The sequence below is a fragment of the Dyadobacter sp. UC 10 genome, from assembly GCF_008369915.1.
In the GTDB taxonomy this organism is placed as follows: domain Bacteria; phylum Bacteroidota; class Bacteroidia; order Cytophagales; family Spirosomataceae; genus Dyadobacter.
Genome location: NZ_VSRN01000001.1, coordinates 2,306,967 through 2,321,242, shown reverse-complemented (window position 1 = coordinate 2,321,242; position 14,276 = coordinate 2,306,967). Strand labels below are relative to the sequence as shown.

Genomic DNA, 14,276 nt, shown 5'->3' with positions numbered 1-14,276 from the left:
AGGGGTCTTTTTGATCCTCTCCTCCTTGTCTTTTAGGTTGTTACCAATTGGCAGTACGGCCAGATACGCTTTTGCTGGCACACTTATTTTATACGGTGCCTATAGAGGATACCGGGTATGGAGACGAAGAAATCAGGAAGAGTCATGAAATTGAGGGCATTAGGTCTGTTAAGTTGTGGATTACTTGGCTTCTTCGGTCTCATAAGATGTGGGTCAGGAGGAGAAAGTCTGGACAATCCGCGGCAGGGGACTATCACAATAGCTTCCGACGAATCCTTTAAGCCTCTTGTCAATTCACTGACCAATGCCTATGAGGGTATATACCCAAATACGCACTTCAAAATTGACTACAAGCCTGAGCAAGAGGCTATAAGGCAGCTTCTTAACGACAGCGCACGAATCATATTTGCTACAAGACAGCTTAATGAGCGTGAGCTGGAAATCATTAGAAAGCAAAAAAGCAGTCAGAAGTTTCAGCACATTGCTACCGATGGATTGGCTTTAGTAATAAGCAAAGCCAATGCCGATAGTCTTATTACAATGTCTGAAATTCAGGGCATTGTGGAAGGAAGAATAAAGGATTGGTCACAACTGAAGGGTGGAAACCAGAGCGGGTTAATAACACTGGTATTTGACAACGCGAATGCTAGTAATCTTAATTACGTTCTCGATAAGTTCAAGGTTAAAGATATTAGCAAACTGAGGATAATTTCAGCAGGTTCTAATGAAAAGGTAATTGAGGATGTCAGAAAAAATCCTTTGCACCTGGGGTTTATTGGTGTAAACTGGATCAGCGACGGGCATTCCCTGGCCTCCGAAGAATTATCGAAAGGGATTCATGTGATGGGTGTCTCCAAAAAGGCAAGTCCAGATTCGTTATCGGACTATATTCAACCATTTCAGAGTGGATTGGAATTTAAGAGGTATCCACTGTTCAGAGATTTGTATATCATAAGCAGAGAAGGATATTCAGGTCTGGGAGGTGGTTTGATGACTTATATTGCCAGGGATGTTGGTGGTTTGATCATTCAGAAAATGGGCTTATTGCCGACAATACCTTATCCGCGTGAACTTGAAGTCACTACCGGGCAGAACTTTTAAACTAAACAATTTTAATAGATTTGGATTTGTTATTGAAAAAGCCAAATTTTTTATCACTATTTTAACCGGGTAAAAAATGAACAGAAACATGAGATTGAAATTAGTAGCACTGGTATTTGGATTATTGGCGTTTGTGAATTTAAAAGCACAAACGGTACAGGATGGCTTAGCATTGATACACGGAGAACGTTACAATGAAGCAGGGGATTTATTCAAAAAACTTGCTGAAGGCAGTCCATCGGCCGATAACCAATATTATCTTGGTTATTACTATATAAAAACCAACCAGTTGGACGAAGCGCAGAAAGCCTTTGAAAAGGGCTTGCAGGTGGATGATAAATCGTACCTGAATAAAGTTGGTCTTGGAACAGTAGCATTGGGAAAAGGAGACAGAGCGAAAGCGAAAGAACTGTTCGATGAAGCTGAGAAGAAGAAAAAGAAAGATGCTGAGGTTTTGTATAGAATTGGAGAAGCCTATACGCTTTTCGAAAAGCAAAATGATCCGGCCGAGGCAATCAGACTTTTGGACGAAGCGGTAAAAAGGGACAAAAATCTTGCTGATGCCTACATTGCGAAAGGTGATGCATTAATGCTTCGTAATGAGGGTGGAAATGCTGTCACTGCTTATGAATATGCGTTAACTGCGAAACCCAATTACGCCGTTGCTCATAATCGTATCGGCCAGATCTACCTGCGCGGAAAAAACTATAATCTTGCCCTAGAAAACTACAAAAAGGCGATTGAAGCTGACGCTAATTTTGCTCCTGCATATAAGGACCTAGCCGAGCTCTATTTTTTCGCTCAAAAGTACAAGCAAGCTGCTGAAAACTTTGACCTTTTCATCCAGAAAAGCGGTACCACGGACCCTGAAATGAAGTTGCGCGCAGCCCAGTTTGCGTTTACAGCTGATGATTATGCTAAATCATTGCAGTTGTTGGAAGAGATTAAAGGAAAAATCAACAATCCGATTACACTACGGATGTACGGCTGGTCTTATTTCAAGCAAAATGAACCTGACAAGGCAATCGAAAACCTGAATGAGTTTATGAAAGTCGCTCCGGACAAATTGATCGGAGATGATTATAAGTATCTTGGCCGTGCCTATAATCAAAAAGCAGGTGGCGAAAAAGGCTACGATTCAACAGGCGTCCTATATATGTTGAAAGGCGCTGATATGGATACAAGCAAAAGTGAGGCGGCAAATACTTACAAAGAAGTGGCAACGCTTTATTTCGCTGCGAAAGACTATCCAAACGCTGCCAGTGCATTTGCAAAGGGTATCGCACTCGATACTGCAAAAGCAAGCGCAAATGACTATTACTACCACGGTTTGTCCAACTTCCAATATGCGTCAAGCTTCGTTGTGCCCACCTCGGCTGATTCTAATTTCGCTGACAGCGCGAAAATCGCAATGGACAAGAAGGGTCTGTATCTAAAAGCAGATTCGATTTTTGCCATAGTGACACAAAAGCTTCCGGATTGGCCTTATGGATACTATTGGAGAGCGAGTTCTCTTTATAATGCTTACGACAGACAAGAGAACGTTGACAAGGGCATTTCCGCACCTTATTACCAGAAATTAACAGAGCTTGTCGAAAAAGACCCGGATCCTTCTAAATTTAAGTCTTATCTGAGACTCGCATATAGTTACCTGGCATTTTATAGTCAGACGACATTAAACGATCCGGCAAAGGCGAAAGGCTATTGGGAGAAGCTTCTTGCCGTAGATCCCGATAATGCTGCCGCAAAAGAGGCGCTGGGCCTAGCAGTAGCAACACCTGCCGAGCAGCCAGCTACCGGCAAAGCGAAAGCACCGGCTCCAAAGAAGAATTAAGTACAACATTGTACAGGTCGCCCAGGTAACTGAGGCGACCATTTTTATTTGTCTTTTTGATAGAAGCATGCTGCTTAATTGATGAGCTTCTGCGATCGTTAATAAAAATCCTCGCCAGCGTCTAGCTGGCGAGGATTTTTATTAACGACAATCGCTTATCTGAAGGAACTTGGGTAATTCTTTTGCCCTAGATGGGAGTTACTCTTGAGAAACAGGTATTAAGTACCGGCAAATGTACTGTTGCATAATGATCATAGCACCATTGTCTCAAACGCTTTACCTCAGCTGGCATCAACATGCGAATCGCCTTTCTCAACTCTTTTTCAAACAATCTCCGATCGAAGCTAACTTTTTGCAGAATAATTTTAATGTATTCAAGCATCGAGGCCATATGATTATGTAATTTTGTGGTTTAGGGTCGGTTAAAAAGTATACCGAGCATAGCAATCGCTAATAAAGATAACGAATTATTTTGATGAAATTATATGCGTTATTGAATATTTTTTTGTGTTATTCTGGTATCGTTTGCGGGCAGATTCTCAATGAATCTGCGACCATAGAGCTGGGTCCTAAAAATTTGTCTGTCGACCAACCATTCACAATTTCTGTAGTATTAAGGGACGCCGAAAATCGTCCGGCCGTTGCGTTTCCGGATATCAAGGATCTTGAAAAACGAAGCAAATCGGCTACAAGTTCGATCAGCACCGTGGATGGCAAAAAAGTCGTAATACAAACAATCACACAAGAATACTACGCGTCTAAGCCCGGGAATTATCTGATTCCGGACTTTACAATATTTGTAAACGGTTACCGTCTGCACTCGGGAGAAACAATGGCGGTGTTTGCTTCAAGCGAGGTTAACGCAGAGGTGTCCAGCCAAGCGATGCAAGAACCAGCAGTGAATGACTTTGAGACTAATAGCCAGGCCGTATTTCTTGCCGTCCAAACCGACAAGAAAAGTGTATTTATCCGGGAAGGCTTCGCATTGCGCATTTCACTTTATATAGCGGAGAATGCGCCGATAGAAATGGAATTCTATAGATTTAATGATCAGCTCCAATCTATTCTTAAGACCCTGCGGCCTGCTAATTGCTGGGAAGAGAATGTAGGAATCGAAGAAATTATCAAAAGAAAGATCAAAATAAAAGGGAGAAGTTATACCGAGTACAATATGTATCAGGCCAGGCTGTTCCCTATCACGACTGAAAGAATAGTTTTTCCCGCTATTAAGTTGGATATGTTGGTGACAGACAATTCGGCGGCAGTGAATGTCGAAAAAAAAGTGGTCAGGACCTTCCACAGCAGAGCAGCGAATATAACGGTTAAGCAGTTACCCGAGCATCCACTCAGAGATCAGGTCGCGGTCGGTCAATATTCGTTGAAGGAAGCGCTTTCATCCACGCTGGTTTATCCCGGCGAAAGTATCAGGTACATGTTTAAAGTGGAAGGGATCGGCAATATAGCGGCTATTCCGGCCCCGGTTGTACAGGCAAATTCCAACTTCGATATTTATCCTCCGGAAGTCAGCCAGATCATTAGAAGAAGCTACCAGAATGTGACGGGGGAAAAGACATTCGACTACTTTGTAGTGCCCCGGAAAGATGGTACTTTTCCGCTCGGAAGGTACTTCCAATGGGTATTCTTTAACTCGCAAAAAGCCAGTTACGACACGTTAAGATCCGAAAAGTCGCTGGAAGTGAAAGGGGAAGATTACAAATTGGCGAATTTATCGCTGGCAGGGTCTTCGGGTCTATATGATAACATTGAAAGCCTCGATAGCAGTAAAAGAGGATTTGACTACAAAAAAATATTAAGGGAAATTACTAATGCAGTAGTAATTGTCCTGCTTGTTACACTGATTTGGGTTTTTAGAAAGTAAACTGATGGGAAGCACTTACGGAAGAATTTTTAAAATATCAACGTTCGGTGAATCGCACGGTGCGGGTATCGGAGTAATTATAGAAGGTTGTCCCGCAGGGCTTGAATTCGATGCTGATTTTGTTCAAAGCGAGCTCACCAGACGCAAACCGGGGCAATCAAGAATTACGACGCAACGCAAGGAAGCCGATGAATTCGAGGTAATGTCCGGAGTCTTTGAGGGTAAAACCACGGGGACACCAATCGCGTTAATTATTCGCAATGAAGATCAGCGTAGTAAAGACTATTCGCATATAGCGACACAATACCGTCCTTCGCACGCAGACTTCACTTACCAGGAAAAATATGGCATAAGGGACTATCGAGGGGGGGGGCGAAGCTCGGCCAGGGAAACGGCGGCCCGCGTAGCGGCCGGTGCGGTTGCCAAGCTGCTGCTCAGGACACTTAATATACAAATTACAGGCTACGTGTCGCAGGTTGGACGTATCAAGCTGGAAAAACCTTACCAGGAGCTGGATCTCACAAAAGCAGAAGACAACGCTGTACGATGCCCTGACCCGGAAATGGCAGCCCGGATGTTTGATTACATAGATGGAATCAGGAAATCTGGTGATTCTGTTGGCGGTGTGGTCAGCTGTGTGATTACCGGTACTCCCGTGGGGCTTGGCGAGCCGGTATTCGACAAATTGCATGCAGAGTTGGGAAAAGCAATGCTAAGTATCAATGCAGTTAAAGGTTTTGAATACGGAAGTGGTTTCGAAGGGGTGAATTTGCTTGGCTCCGAACACAATGACGCATTTTACACGGATGATAGCGGCAAAGTACTCACAAGGACTAACCACTCAGGAGGCGTGCAAGGTGGAATATCAAATGGGCAGGATATTTATTTTAATGTGGCATTCAAGCCCGTTGCTACGATCATGCAAGATCAGGAAAGTGTTGACCAGTATGGCCATGAAGTCGTGGTTCAGGGAAAAGGAAGACATGATCCGTGCGTTGTCCCAAGGGCGGTACCTATTGTAGAAGCAATGGCTGCATTGGTGCTGGCAGATTTTTATCTTCGAAATAAAGCAAGTAAAATTTAGAGAACGTTAGGTGCGATGCCTTTTGCGACGCTGATTCAGACTTAACACCAGCCAGATCGTGCCGATAAATTCGATCGCAAGTCCGGCAAGGATTACCGGATTGCTGATTTCAGCCTTTGAAGAATTTAAGAAGACACCGGTTAACACGACCAGCATCCCGGCGAGCAGAATAAGACCGGCGTTTGTGAGGCTAAGCTTCACCAGTAATATGTTTCGTTCGACATTAAAACCAGCATGGAGATCTATTATCTAATATAGAATTTTGTTTTCTCAAATACTATTCATAATCTGGATTTTCATTTGGATGGATTTGATGTTGAAATAGTTAAGAAACAAAAAATGGCTCATCAAGAGCCATTTTTTGTTTTGTATAAACTATATTTTTTTCAAATAACCTGACTTTTTCCAGGAATTGCAACCGGATAAAGTCCGTCTGCGCCGGGAACGATTTTAGGTGAAGCATCCCAGGCAAGCTTGTCCGGAAACAAATTAATGTCTGAGTTGAGAGCCTCTTTCCAGGTAACCATTTTACCTGAGTAAGTGGCCATTCTACCCATGATAGCAGTCATGGTACTTTTAGCGCCATTTTCAGCGTCAGCAAATTTGTATTCGCCTTTGGCAATCGCTGCGAACAACTCGTCGTGCTCTACCTGGTAAGGGTTTTTGTCGTTTTTACCATCATGCTGATAAATGACGCCTCCTTTGTAATCTTTTAATATGGCTTTGTTGCCCTCGAAGCTGTCGATGCGGCCTTTGGTACCTACAAACGCCTCATCAACCCGGTTCCAGGTTCCTTCGAACTGGCGGCATTGGCTGGAAATGACAGTCCCATCGGCATAAATAAGGTCCAGTGTATGGTGGTCATAAATCTCACCGTAAGCTTTGCCCGTACGAACCTGACGGCCACCTGTTCCCTGTATTTCTACCGGATAAGCTCTCTTAACCCAGTTAGCAACGTCTATATTATGTACGTGCTGCTCAGATATGTGATCTCCGCAAAGCCAGTTGAAATAGTACCAGTTCCGCATTTGATACTCCATTTCAGTTTGGTTAGGTATCCGCTCCTTCATCCAGGGGCTGCTTCCTACCCAGTATACCTGTCCGCCTACAATATCTCCAATTGCACCATCGTGAATTCTTTTAATAGCTTCAAGATAATTTGCCTGATAGTGGCGTTGCAGACCAACCACTACATTCAACTTCTTCTTTTTAGCTTCTTCAGCGATTTCAAGCACTTTACGGATTCCAGGTGCATCTGTTGCGACCGGTTTTTCCATAAAAATATGCTTGTTGTTTTTCACAGCTTCTTCAAAGTGCGAAGGCCTGAACCCCGGAGGAGTGGCCAGGATAACTACATCTACATCTTTCAGAGCGATCGCCTTTTTAAAGGCATCGAAGCCGACAAATTTACGATCCTCAGGAACGTCTACCTTTAATTTAGTATCAACAATCTTTCCTGTCGCGTCTTTGTACTTTTTTGAAGTGAGGTTTTTGTATGCTCCATCCAGACGATCCTTAAATGCGTCGGCCATTGCTACAATCTGCACATTTTGTGAAGTGCTCAATGCCTGCGCAGCAGCGCCTGAGCCTCTTCCTCCGCAACCTATCAGCGCCACTTTGATTGTTTCGTTTACAGAGCTGTTAAATCCATAGCCTGTCAGCGGATTCAATAATGCACCGCCGGCTATCAAGCCCGATGCTTTTAGGAAATTGCGTCTGTTTTGTTCCATTCTTTAAGAGATTAAGAGTTTTAAGTTGATCAATAGTCTTCAATAAGTGCAGGGCTGTAATAAGCCTTTATCTCTTCCGGCGACGGAGTTTTCAATGGTCTCACAACCCTGAAGCCTACGAAAGAAGCACTTGTAAGCCACCATTCGCTTTTTGGCAATTGTGGATCAAGTATTTTCCATTCTGCTTTGGAAGGAACCCGCGCAGCGCTTCTCAGATCAGCGGGCTCATCGTCCCATGATCCGCCTCTTACGGAGTTCGGGTATAGTTCGGTTACCGGAGCATATTTTTCTCCGGCTGGTTTTTTAGCATAATAATCCGGAATATATTGGTCCAGAGTCCATTCCATTACATTTCCATGCATATCGTGAAGTCCCCAGGCATTCGGTTTTTTCAATCCGGTTTTCTTATATGCTGCATCACTATTGCCACGAAACCAGGCATATTCACCCAGCTTGGACGCATCGTCGCCAAAAGAATAAGCGGTTTTTGAACCTGCCCGACAGGCATATTCCCATTCAGCTTCTGTCGGCAGTCTGTAAAAAATGCCGGTTTTTTCATAGAGCCACTTGCAAAAATGGATAGCCGCATATTGCGTCATATTGATCGCGGGATATCCGGATCTTCCCATGCCAAATGACATATCTACGTAAGGTGGGCTTGGGCGTGTGCTTGCGTCTGTCTTTTGAACTGATTTGTCAGGATCCGGGTGACGGGCAGCCATTTCCTTTTCCATATTCTTAAAGGAATATAAATCATAAATATCCCAGATTACTTCAGTTTTTCCCATCCAGAAAGGCTCTATTTTAACCTTATGCTGGGGGCCTTCGTCGGCTTTGTGGCCTTTTTCTCCCGCGGGGCTGCCCATCGTAAATTCGCCGCCCGGAATGGCGACCATTTCATATACCTGTGGACTTCCGCCGATTTTTTGCGTGTAATTTTTGAAGTTTGCGTCTTGGGCTAGTGCGTTAAAACAAAAAAGAAGCGTTGAGAGTAAGAAAAGAGATTGTTTAGACATGATAATAAAACGAGTCGGTTGGAACCATCTAACTGAATATAAGTGGCAATATTAGCCTATTTACCCAATGAAAACGAATTTTTTCTTAGTTGTTTGATATCTGTCCTAACTTTGCAGACATTGAATTTTAGCATTTATTATGAATTACCTTTCAGCAGAAAATATAGCAAAATCATTTGGTGACAAATGGTTGTTCAGGAACATCAGTTTTGGTATCAGCAGAGGAGATAAGGTCGCCCTGATCGGAACAAACGGAACCGGTAAAACTACCTTCTTAAATATATTGACAGGAAAAATGCCGCCGGATGAAGGCGAGGTTAGTTTCAGGAAAGATATTCGTATCGGTTATCTGGACCAAAGTCCTTCTTTTGATGAGAGTCTGCCGGTACTGGAAGTGATCTTTTCTTCCAATAATCCGGTCGCGCAGGTTGTGAAACGTTACGAGCATGCGATCGAAACGGATAACCACGACGAGCTGGCCGAGGTAATGGAAGATATGGATAAGTACAATGCCTGGGATTTTGAGTACCGGACCAAAGAGGTTTTGGGCAGATTGGGTATTCATCATACAGATAATGCATTCGGCACACTTTCCGGCGGGCAAAAGAAGAGGGTTGCGATGGCGAAAGTCTTACTAGAAGATCCGGATCTGCTCATTCTGGATGAACCTACCAACCATCTCGACCTGGATACAGTGGAGTGGCTTGAAAACTACCTCAATACTTCAAATACCACGTTGCTGGTAGTTACCCACGACCGGTATTTCCTCGATACAGTTTGTAATCAGATGCTCGAACTGGATAACGGTTCCGCTTATCCTTATAAAGGAAATTACTCCTATTTCCTCGAAAAAAAGGCGGAACGAGAAGAAATGGAAGCTGCCGGTATCGATAAAGCCAGAAATTTAATGCGCAAGGAACTCGACTGGATCAGGAGACAACCTAAGGCACGTGGTACAAAAGCTAAATACCGGGTTGACGCGTTTGAAGAATTAAAAGAGAAAGCCAGTCAGAAAAAGCCGGATACCAAGCTGGAACTGAATGTTCGTACTTCCAGGCTGGGCAGTAAGATCATTGAGCTGGAAAATGTCAGCAAAGGATTTGGAGAGCGTCAGCTGATCAGGGATTTCGAATATACATTCCGGAGAGGCGACCGTATCGGAATTGTTGGAAAGAACGGAATGGGCAAATCCACGCTGCTGAATATGATTACCGGCGAACTCTCGCCTGACAAGGGTCAGATCGTGAAAGGAGAAACGGTGCAGTTTGGCTATTATAAGCAAACCGATCTGGCATTCAACGAAACTCAGCGTGTTATTGATATTGTAAAGGATGTAGCCGAAGTAGTCCAGCTGGGTACCGGCGAAACGGTCACAGTGGGTAAATTACTGGAAGCATTCCTGTTCTCTCCTTCTAAGCAATATGATTTTATTTCAAAGCTGAGCGGGGGAGAAAAAAGGCGATTGCAATTGCTCCTGATCCTCATCAAACAGCCCAACTTCCTGATCCTTGATGAACCTACGAATGATCTTGATATTGCGAGCTTGAATGTATTAGAGGACTTTCTGCTCAATTTCCCGGGCTGTCTGATCATCGTTTCCCACGACCGGTACTTTCTGGACAGACTGGTAGAGCATATTTTCGTATTTGAAGGAGAAGGAAAAATCAGTGATTTTCCGGGAAATTATACAGAGCTGCGTGATTATCAGGATGAAAAAGAGGCTGACAAAAAAACGACTTCTTCTGTCGCTAACAAATTACCTGTAAATACTGCGCCTGCTCCGGTTGCACAAAGCGTTCCAGTAGCCAATGCACCGGCAAAGAAAAAGTTAAGCTATAAAGAGCAGAAAGAAATGGAGCAGCTGGAAACAGATATAGCGGTTATGGAAGAAAGGAAGGTGATTTTAGTGAAAAAACTGAATAGCGGCGGCTCGCACGACGAACTGGCCAGTTGGTCAAAAGAAATTGAGCAGCTTACAGATAGTCAGGCGGAGAAAGAAATGCGCTGGCTTGAGCTATCGGAAAATGCTTAAATTTGGCCGCTTACCGTTCTTCGATTCCTACCCTCATTCTTTTATTATCTGAGCATGAATTCATTAACAGAGTTTTTTCAGTATATACTCAATTCAGAGGAAATCATCCGGACCGGCGGGTTGCTGGTAATCACATTTATCGTCTTTGCAGAGAATGGGCTGTTTTTCGCCTTTTTCCTGCCCGGCGATTACCTGGTTTTTCTGGCCGGGGTATTTTGCGGTACCGGCATACTCGATGTACCGATTGGCATATTGCTGATATGTATGTTTACGGCCGCGGTACTGGGCTCGCTGGTCGGCTACATTTTTGGTAAATATTTTGGAGATATTTTCGAAAACCGGCCCGACTCCTTTTTCTTTAAGAAGAAGCACATTGAAACTACAAGAAAGTACTTCGAAAAGTACGGAAGCCGGACCTTGATCATCAGCAGGTTCCTGCCGGTCGTCAGGACCTTCGCACCTATACTGGCCGGGCTCGTGAAAATGCCTTTCGCATCTTTTTTACTGAATAATGTGGCAGGCGGTGCGATCTGGATTGGTACGCTTACTGGCGGCGGATATTTGTTCGGTGAAAGGTTTCCGTGGATTGTCGACTATGTGCAGTACATCATTATCTTTTTCCTGGCAATCACCACGTTTACTGTGATTAAAGGGTATTTGAATGCAAGAAAAGAAATGGGTTGAGCTTAGGAAAATGTCCGCTCAACTATCTGATTCTTCTCTAAACCAACCTGCATATGTAATATAGTTGTTGGCAGTTCTGTCAATAGCTGCATTTAATTCTGTGGAAACATCTTTTAGATATTTCGCAGGATTGCCTGCAAAGATCGTCCCCGGCGGCACTTGGGTACCCTGCGTTACAATTGCCCCGGCGGCCACGATTGATCCTTCGCCGATCACAGCTCCATCCATGACAATCGCGCCCATTCCGATCAGCACATGGTCTTCGACGGTACAGCCATGCACAATTGCATTGTGAGCGATCGAGACGTAATTGCCGATAGTTGTCGAAAAACGCTGGTAAGTGCAATGGATCACCGCTCCGTCCTGCATATTGGAGTGGTGGCCGATTCGGATACTATTCACATCACCACGGATCACTGCATTGAACCAGACAGTACAATTTTCGCCCATTACCACATCCCCGACAATCGTTGCATTTTCCGCAAACCAGCAGCTAGCGTCATAAACAGGCTGAAATCCCCGAACCGATTTTATTAATGCCATATGATATTTGAAGTAGCGAGCTCTGCCATTTTTCGATGCGAAAGGCAGCGATCTGTTCAGCCTTTATTTTCGTATTTAGCCCAAAATTGTTACCAAAAATTAAATATATTCGTTTTTGTATTAAAATTTTCTCCGGGAGTATGTCTGCTAGCATGAATGTCGCAAAAGGGAGCCTGTTGATTGCAAAGCCGTTTTTGGGAGACCCGAATTTTGAAAGAGGGGTAATTCTGATGTGCGAGCACAATGAGCAGGGCAGTTTTGGTTTTGTGCTGAACCAGACTACCGATCTGTTTCTCGGCGATGTACTCGAAGAAACCATTTATCAGGATATCACCCTCCATCTGGGCGGCCCTGTTGAGAAAAATACTTTGCATTTTATTCACCGCCGGCCCGATCTGATCCAGGGCGGTTCGGAAATTATTCGGGGCGTTTACTGGGGAGGTGATTTTACAAATGTCAAGACACTCTTGAATATGAATACCCTTCGCGAGGAAGACGTCCGGTTTTTTATCGGTTATTCAGGGTGGAGTGGCGGGCAGCTAAGCGACGAGATTGAGCAGGACTCCTGGATCATTTCCAATACTACATCAGATTTTCTTTTTTCAACACCTCCCGGCAACTTTTGGAGAGAAGTGCTGCGCAATATGGGAGGCGAATACAAGTCCATTGCGCATTATCCGATTGACCCCAGATTGAACTAGCAGCCTTTATTTAGTTCGGCGTGTCCATTCCTGCCACAGACTCATAATCAGACTTGATCCGACCCACTTCTTTGGTCAGAAAATACTGAAGTTCATCATTGAAAACTTTTTTATCACTTTCAGACAAAGATTCATAGAGATCTTTCAGCTCCTGATTGATGCCGGCCCGCTCTTCTGCCGAGGCTGCATTCATGGAACGAATGTGAAATCTTTTAAAATCGAAGGTTGGCATATAATGGGATATTGAATTGCTGATAAACCGCTTAACTGTGAATAGCTGGCCTCTGGGTGCTTTGGCTTACCATTAATGGATAAACCGCGACAATCGCCTGAACTTATCGAACGAGAAAATGCACCCAAACGTTTACGATCAATATGAAAACGATTATTTAAAATGTCAAGACCTGTCTTTTTTTTATTACTGACTTTCATCCTTCTCGCAATAGATTTTTATGTTTGGCAAGGGCTGCGGTTTGCGATCCGTAATCTTTCTCCCGTCACGCAACGCTGGATCGGAGGCACCTATTGGGGTTTCACTTTGATAACCCTACTTGCTTATGTGGCCATGCAGTTGCTGCCAGCCGATTATTTCAAAAGCACAACACGCACTTTTGTCGTTGCCTTTATTGCGATACCTTATTTATCAAAGCTGCTGGCCGTTTTGATTTTGTTGATTGACGATGTCCGGCGATTTTTACAATGGGTTGCCAGCTACATCTTCCCCTCGGCTGCCCCCATTTCACCGGAAACGGGTGAGCCGGTAATTCCAAGATCACAGTTTTTGGCTACAACGGCAATCGTAGCCGGAACCGGCTTGATGGGAACATTCGCATTTGGGATCCTGTCCGGCGCCCACGATTACCGCATTCGCCGGGTGAAAGTCCCGTTGAAGAATTTGCCTCGTGCCTTTCATGGATTGAAAATTGCACAATTATCAGATATCCATTCAGGTAGCTTTTTTAATAAGACCGCTGTGAAAGGGGGCGTTGAAATGCTGATGAAGGAAAAACCGGATATTGCTTTTTTTACAGGAGATCTGGTAAACGACAGGGCAGTGGAGGTGGAGGATTACATTAATATTTTCGACAAAATTAAAGCGCCGCTGGGTGTGCATTCGGTCCTCGGCAACCATGATTATGGGGATTACTTCAAATGGCCGGATGTTACGGCAAAAAATAATAACCTGGCCAATCTGCAAAAGGCACACAAGCTTTTGGGGTGGAATCTGATGCTGGATGAACATCGCCCGATCCGGGTTGATGGTGAAGAGATCGGATTAATTGGCATTCAGAACTGGGGAGCGGGAAATTTTGCCAAATACGGAAACTTGGAAAAAGCTTATCAGGATACCGGTGACTTTCCGGTTAAAATATTGCTCTCGCATGATCCCAGTCATTGGGATGAGCAGGTTCTGCCGAAATACAAAGATATTGATCTGGCCTTGGCAGGTCATACGCACGGTATGCAGTTCGGTGTGGAAATTGGCAAATTCAGGTGGAGCCCGGTGCAGTACAGGTACAAACGCTGGGCGGGTTTGTATGAGCAAAATGATCAATTTTTGTATGTGAACCGGGGTTTCGGGTATCTCGGATATCCTGGGAGGGTGGGTATTTTACCTGAAATCACTATCTTGGAATTAGTGAAAGCATAATATTCATAAAAATGGCGGAAA

At 44.2% G+C, this 14,276-nt stretch carries 14 protein-coding genes; 8 read left to right on the top strand and 6 right to left on the bottom strand.

From position 1 onward, the window contains the following. The first annotated feature begins 117 nt into the window (after positions 1 to 117). On the top strand, positions 118 to 1,101 hold the full coding sequence (locus FXO21_RS09455; protein WP_225865633.1) for a substrate-binding domain-containing protein: 984 nt from the start codon (positions 118 to 120) through the stop codon (positions 1,099 to 1,101). 76 nt (positions 1,102 to 1,177) lie between these two features. Continuing rightward, the gene (locus tag FXO21_RS09450) at positions 1,178 to 2,935 is read left to right on the top strand and encodes a tetratricopeptide repeat protein (protein WP_149639852.1); all 1,758 of its coding nucleotides are present in this window, start codon (positions 1,178 to 1,180) and stop codon (positions 2,933 to 2,935) included. 187 nt (positions 2,936 to 3,122) lie between these two features. Here the strand turns inward: FXO21_RS09450 and FXO21_RS28955 are convergent, their stop codons facing one another. Then, positions 3,123 to 3,326, bottom strand: coding sequence for a hypothetical protein (locus tag FXO21_RS28955; protein WP_149639851.1), 204 nt, complete (start codon positions 3,324 to 3,326; stop codon positions 3,123 to 3,125). A gap of 84 nt (positions 3,327 to 3,410) precedes the next feature. On the opposite strand from FXO21_RS28955, the gene FXO21_RS09440 reads away from it, so the two are divergent. Both FXO21_RS09440 and aroC read left to right on the top strand, forming a co-directional pair. Continuing rightward, positions 3,411 to 4,814, top strand: a complete 1,404-nt coding sequence (locus FXO21_RS09440; protein WP_149639850.1) for a BatD family protein — start codon at positions 3,411 to 3,413, stop codon at positions 4,812 to 4,814. 4 nt (positions 4,815 to 4,818) lie between these two features. Further along, on the top strand, positions 4,819 to 5,898 hold the full coding sequence (aroC, locus tag FXO21_RS09435) for a chorismate synthase (protein ID WP_149639849.1): 1,080 nt from the start codon (positions 4,819 to 4,821) through the stop codon (positions 5,896 to 5,898). A 6-nt stretch (positions 5,899 to 5,904) separates the two neighbouring features. Here aroC and FXO21_RS09430 read toward each other — a convergent pair whose 3' ends face one another. The 3 genes from FXO21_RS09430 to FXO21_RS09420 form a co-directional block, all read right to left on the bottom strand. Further along, on the bottom strand, positions 5,905 to 6,099 hold the full coding sequence (locus tag FXO21_RS09430; RefSeq protein ID WP_149639848.1) for a hypothetical protein: 195 nt from the start codon (positions 6,097 to 6,099) through the stop codon (positions 5,905 to 5,907). A 185-nt stretch (positions 6,100 to 6,284) separates the two neighbouring features. Continuing rightward, the gene (locus FXO21_RS09425) at positions 6,285 to 7,628 is read right to left on the bottom strand and encodes a Gfo/Idh/MocA family protein (RefSeq protein ID WP_149639847.1); all 1,344 of its coding nucleotides are present in this window, start codon (positions 7,626 to 7,628) and stop codon (positions 6,285 to 6,287) included. A gap of 29 nt (positions 7,629 to 7,657) precedes the next feature. Then, on the bottom strand, positions 7,658 to 8,644 hold the full coding sequence (locus tag FXO21_RS09420; protein ID WP_149639846.1) for a formylglycine-generating enzyme family protein: 987 nt from the start codon (positions 8,642 to 8,644) through the stop codon (positions 7,658 to 7,660). Positions 8,645 to 8,783: 139 nt separating this feature from the next. Between FXO21_RS09420 and FXO21_RS09415 the strand changes: the two genes are divergently transcribed. Together FXO21_RS09415 and FXO21_RS09410 are read left to right on the top strand one after the other, a co-directional pair. Then, a complete protein-coding gene (locus tag FXO21_RS09415; RefSeq protein WP_149639845.1) occupies positions 8,784 to 10,676 on the top strand; it encodes an ABC-F family ATP-binding cassette domain-containing protein in 1,893 nt (630 codons plus the stop codon). A gap of 54 nt (positions 10,677 to 10,730) precedes the next feature. Further along, positions 10,731 to 11,360 carry a DedA family protein gene (locus FXO21_RS09410; RefSeq protein ID WP_149639844.1) on the top strand — a complete coding sequence of 210 codons (630 nt, stop codon included), beginning with the start codon at positions 10,731 to 10,733 and terminating at the stop codon, positions 11,358 to 11,360. Positions 11,361 to 11,378: 18 nt separating this feature from the next. On the opposite strand, the gene FXO21_RS09405 is transcribed toward FXO21_RS09410, so the two are convergent. Further along, a complete protein-coding gene (locus FXO21_RS09405; RefSeq protein WP_149639843.1) occupies positions 11,379 to 11,903 on the bottom strand; it encodes a gamma carbonic anhydrase family protein in 525 nt (174 codons plus the stop codon). A gap of 140 nt (positions 11,904 to 12,043) precedes the next feature. Here FXO21_RS09405 and FXO21_RS09400 point away from each other — a divergent pair, with 140 nt between their 5' ends. After that, positions 12,044 to 12,604 carry a YqgE/AlgH family protein gene (locus tag FXO21_RS09400; protein ID WP_149639842.1) on the top strand — a complete coding sequence of 187 codons (561 nt, stop codon included), beginning with the start codon at positions 12,044 to 12,046 and terminating at the stop codon, positions 12,602 to 12,604. Between the two features lie 10 nt (positions 12,605 to 12,614). Here the strand turns inward: FXO21_RS09400 and FXO21_RS09395 are convergent, their stop codons facing one another. Next, on the bottom strand, positions 12,615 to 12,836 hold the full coding sequence (locus FXO21_RS09395; protein ID WP_192579196.1) for a hypothetical protein: 222 nt from the start codon (positions 12,834 to 12,836) through the stop codon (positions 12,615 to 12,617). A 162-nt stretch (positions 12,837 to 12,998) separates the two neighbouring features. Here FXO21_RS09395 and FXO21_RS09390 point away from each other — a divergent pair, with 162 nt between their 5' ends. Further along, on the top strand, positions 12,999 to 14,255 hold the full coding sequence (locus tag FXO21_RS09390; RefSeq protein WP_149639841.1) for a metallophosphoesterase: 1,257 nt from the start codon (positions 12,999 to 13,001) through the stop codon (positions 14,253 to 14,255). Positions 14,256 to 14,276: the final 21 nt, after the last annotated feature.

What these genes read in the sequence shown, in the direction of transcription:
- FXO21_RS09455 (WP_225865633.1), top strand. Translation starts at nt 118, where the DNA reads ATGGAGACGAAGAAATCAGGAAGAGTCATGAAATTGAGGGCATTAGGT.
- FXO21_RS09450 (WP_149639852.1), top strand. Translation starts at nt 1,178, where the DNA reads ATGAACAGAAACATGAGATTGAAATTAGTAGCACTGGTATTTGGATTA.
- FXO21_RS28955 (WP_149639851.1), bottom strand. Translation starts at nt 3,326, where the DNA reads ATGGCCTCGATGCTTGAATACATTAAAATTATTCTGCAAAAAGTTAGC.
- FXO21_RS09440 (WP_149639850.1), top strand. Translation starts at nt 3,411, where the DNA reads ATGAAATTATATGCGTTATTGAATATTTTTTTGTGTTATTCTGGTATC.
- aroC (WP_149639849.1), top strand. Translation starts at nt 4,819, where the DNA reads ATGGGAAGCACTTACGGAAGAATTTTTAAAATATCAACGTTCGGTGAA.
- FXO21_RS09425 (WP_149639847.1), bottom strand. Translation starts at nt 7,628, where the DNA reads ATGGAACAAAACAGACGCAATTTCCTAAAAGCATCGGGCTTGATAGCC.
- FXO21_RS09420 (WP_149639846.1), bottom strand. Translation starts at nt 8,644, where the DNA reads ATGTCTAAACAATCTCTTTTCTTACTCTCAACGCTTCTTTTTTGTTTT.
- FXO21_RS09415 (WP_149639845.1), top strand. Translation starts at nt 8,784, where the DNA reads ATGAATTACCTTTCAGCAGAAAATATAGCAAAATCATTTGGTGACAAA.
- FXO21_RS09410 (WP_149639844.1), top strand. Translation starts at nt 10,731, where the DNA reads ATGAATTCATTAACAGAGTTTTTTCAGTATATACTCAATTCAGAGGAA.
- FXO21_RS09405 (WP_149639843.1), bottom strand. Translation starts at nt 11,903, where the DNA reads ATGGCATTAATAAAATCGGTTCGGGGATTTCAGCCTGTTTATGACGCT.
- FXO21_RS09400 (WP_149639842.1), top strand. Translation starts at nt 12,044, where the DNA reads ATGTCTGCTAGCATGAATGTCGCAAAAGGGAGCCTGTTGATTGCAAAG.
- FXO21_RS09395 (WP_192579196.1), bottom strand. Translation starts at nt 12,836, where the DNA reads ATGCCAACCTTCGATTTTAAAAGATTTCACATTCGTTCCATGAATGCA.
- FXO21_RS09390 (WP_149639841.1), top strand. Translation starts at nt 12,999, where the DNA reads ATGTCAAGACCTGTCTTTTTTTTATTACTGACTTTCATCCTTCTCGCA.